Origin of the sequence: Rhodococcus sp. (in: high G+C Gram-positive bacteria), assembly GCF_049286785.1 — a bacterium.
Classification (GTDB): domain Bacteria; phylum Actinomycetota; class Actinomycetes; order Mycobacteriales; family Mycobacteriaceae; genus Rhodococcus_F.
The window spans coordinates 1-2,695 of record NZ_JBAQEO010000147.1; the positions used below are offsets into that span (position 1 = coordinate 1).

The following is a 2,695-nucleotide window of genomic DNA, read 5'->3' on the forward strand; positions in this document are numbered from 1 at the left end:
CGTGATCCTCGACGGTCTGGGTGTGGGACGTACGCCGGAGCCTGGCAGGATCGCCGATCGAGTCGCCGAACTGATGGCGCAGGTCGCCGAGTGCGCTCGTCCCGTGTGGACCCCTCGCCCCGCGAACAGAGAGGAACCGCTCCACGCGGTCGACGAGCAGGACGAGCCGGTACAACCGTTCGCCAGGCTGGTGCGCGGCAGGCGCTGACGCCGGGACGATCCCACCTCAGATGGAGCCGAGTTCGCGCGCCCTGGCGACGGCCGAGGTCCGGGATTTCACCCCGAGCTTGCCGAAGATGTGAACGAGGTGGGATTTGACGGTGGTCTCGGACAGGAAGAGTTCTCTACCGATCTCCCGATTGGAACGACCTGCCGCGACCAGTACCAGCACCTCGATTTCCCTAGGGCTGAGGCTGGTTTCGGGTTTGCGGACCCGCGTCATCAGCTTCGAGGCGATGGCGGGCGACAACACACTCTCGCCCGCAGCCGCCGCCCGGACCGCGGCGAGGAGTTCGGTGGGCTCGGTGTCCTTCAGGAGATAACCGCTGGCCCCGGCTTCGATGGCGCTGAGAATGTCGGCGTCCGTGTCGTAGTTGGTCACCACCAGCACGTGCGGAGGTGACGGCAGTGACCGCAGGGCGAGGGTGGCGTCAGCGCCGGACCGACCGGGACCGAACTGCAGGTCCATCAGGACCAGATCGACTGCGGTGGTAGCGCAGAATGCTATCGACTCCTCGGCTGTGGAGACCTCTCCCGTCACGGTGATGTCGTCCTCCTCGTCCAGCAGGGCGCGAAGACCGGCGCGGACGATGGCGTGATCGTCGGCGAGGAGAAGGCGGATCATGCGCTGGTCCCGGCTTCACCCGGTGGGAGCGGGTCGAGGGGAAACGACACCGCCACAGCGGTGTGGCCCGGTTCCGACTCCACCTGCATCGACCCGCCCTGCATCTCTACCCGCCGTCCGATGGCGCCCAGACCGAACGATTCGGCCGGACCTCTTTCAAGCGCAGTGACGTCGAACCCGATGCCGTCGTCCACCACATCGAGGCTGACCAGGTCGTCCGCGTACGTGAGGGTCACCGCCATCCGTCTCGCGTGCGCGTGGCGCACGACATTCGACACGGCGCCCTGCGCGATACGGACGAGTGCCGCCTCGAGTGGCATGGGAAGACCGATCGCGTCGCCCTCCACGACCGCCTCTCCGCGAAGGGTATCCGTGCTCGCGAGGGCGCAGATCCGGGTGAGGGCCTCGGTCAGCGATTGACCGTCGAGGGCGGCGGGTGTGAGCTCGGCGATCAGTTGGCGCGTCTCGGCGAGGCTGTCCGACGCGGTGGCGCGGGCAAGTCGGATCTGTTCGACCGCTGGGTGATCGGGAGCCGACCGCTCGACAGCGTGTAACAGCATGTGGATGCTCGAGAGCCCCTGAGCCACCGTGTCGTGAATTTCCCGGGCAAGTCTTTCCCGTTCGAAGAGCTTGCCCGCGTGGCGCTCCTGATCCGCGAGTTCCTCACGCGTGCTGATCAACTCGTCGATGAGGCGCTGCCGTTCGGCCGCCTCACGGTAGAGCGCCTGGTAACCGAGTCCGATCACGACGGCGACACTCGCTCCGATCACCGGACCCACCACTCCGGCCACCGACCACCCGCGATGCACCGCCGTGCCCGTGACCGCCACCACCGTTGCGCCGGCGACGGCTACCAGACTCCACGGTCGTGGCAGCAGACGCAGGTACAGGAAGAACAACCCGAACACGATGTATGCGGCGTCGGGTGCCAGGGCAACCAGAACGAGCCAGAGCACCGTCAGGGTTACGAGCCAGGCCCACATGACGCCGCCCCGCAGGCCACGCGTGACACCGAGGAGATAGACCACCACGAAGACCACCGCGAGGGTCGCGATCGCGAACATGTGCGGGGCATCCAACAGCACGGCGCGAAGGAACACGACAGCGGCCAACGCCCCGATCAGGACATGCATGCTCAGTTGCAGTGCGGCGAACACTGGGGTGAGGGGCGATTCGTGCATCTGGTCCAGCTTAACCAGCGGTTCAGCCGCGCCATCCATCGAAAGTCGTAATCGGCCACCCATCCTTCGATGGCCCGAAGGCCCTTCCGATGTGCGATGGAATGCCGCGGTGGGTGAGAGACAGTGAATTCGGAGGTCGCGAGTGCGGCCTCGTGAGAGGACTGCTCATCGTGTTCGTCGCATCAAGGGACCTGCGTGCCGCGCGCGGCCGCTTCGCGCTCATATCCGTCGTCGTGTTGCTGGTGGCGCTGCTCGTCACTTTTCTCAGCGGACTGACCTCGGGCCTTCGCCACCAGAATGTGTCGGCCGTCGAGGGCATCGACGCCGATGCCATCGTGTTCGCCGAGACCGGTTCGGAGGCCTCGTTCGACGAGTCCGCGCTCACCGAAGAACAGGTCGCGCTCTGGCGGCGCGACGCCGTGTCGGTCGTCCCGATCGGCCTCGGCCGGGGCACGGCCGGCCGAGGCGACGGCGCGCACAGCTCGGTCGCCGTGATCGGCGCCGACTCCGGATTCGGCGACCGCACACCCCGCGAACCCGGCACCATCGTCCTGAGTCAGGGAGCAGCGCGGTCGCTGGACGCCGCCGTCGGGGACAGCGTCTCGGTCGGTGCCGGCCCGTTCACGGTCGCGTCGATTATCGGCGACGACTGGTACAGCCACACCCCGGT

3 protein-coding genes and 1 pseudogene are annotated in these 2,695 nt (G+C 67.2%); 2 read left to right on the forward strand and 2 right to left on the reverse strand.

The features are described from left to right. Nucleotides 1-208: pseudogene (locus WAW17_RS05945) on the forward strand (hypothetical protein); the annotation flags it as partial. 18 nt (nt 209-226) lie between these two features. Here WAW17_RS05945 and WAW17_RS05950 read toward each other — a convergent pair. Together WAW17_RS05950 and WAW17_RS05955 are read right to left on the reverse strand one after the other, a co-directional pair. Beyond that, a complete protein-coding gene (locus tag WAW17_RS05950; RefSeq protein ID WP_422332083.1) occupies nt 227-844 on the reverse strand; it encodes a response regulator in 618 nt (205 codons plus the stop codon). After that, the gene (locus WAW17_RS05955; protein ID WP_422332084.1) at nt 841-2,025 is read right to left on the reverse strand and encodes a sensor histidine kinase; all 1,185 of its coding nucleotides are present in this window, start codon (nt 2,023-2,025) and stop codon (nt 841-843) included. The genes WAW17_RS05950 and WAW17_RS05955 overlap by 4 nt, the downstream gene beginning before the upstream one ends. Nucleotides 2,026-2,195: 170 nt before the next feature. On the opposite strand from WAW17_RS05955, the gene WAW17_RS05960 reads away from it, so the two are divergent. Next, nucleotides 2,196-2,695: ABC transporter permease (locus WAW17_RS05960; RefSeq protein WP_422332085.1), on the forward strand; the 500-nt coding region annotated here is incomplete at its 3' end.